Raw genomic sequence first — 246 nt, 5'->3', positions numbered from 1 at the left:
GTTGGTGCTCTCAGAGAGAATATCTGTTTCCTCAGAACTTACATGAGTGTCATGATAATAATTGTGATTTTGGAAGTAATAGGAGGACTCCTTGCTTGTGCCTTTTGGCCTGAGGTTCAGAAATCAGTTGACAACCAGTTTAAAAATGCCATTGAGCAGTACAGGGACAACATTGATCTACAGAATGCAATTGATTCTGTTCAAGAGAGTTTCCAGTGCTGTGGAAGCTCTGACCTTAATGACTGG

General features: G+C 41.1%; 1 protein-coding gene. It reads left to right on the top strand.

What is annotated here, in order from left to right:
• Window positions 1–246: tetraspanin family protein (locus ACYQ78_RS39975; RefSeq protein ID WP_459806211.1), on the top strand; the 246-nt coding region annotated here is incomplete at both ends.

This window comes from Herbidospora sp. RD11066 (assembly GCF_054661255.1).
The sequence above is the reverse complement of the archived record's forward strand: the minus strand, read 5'-3'. Positions and strand labels throughout refer to the sequence as shown.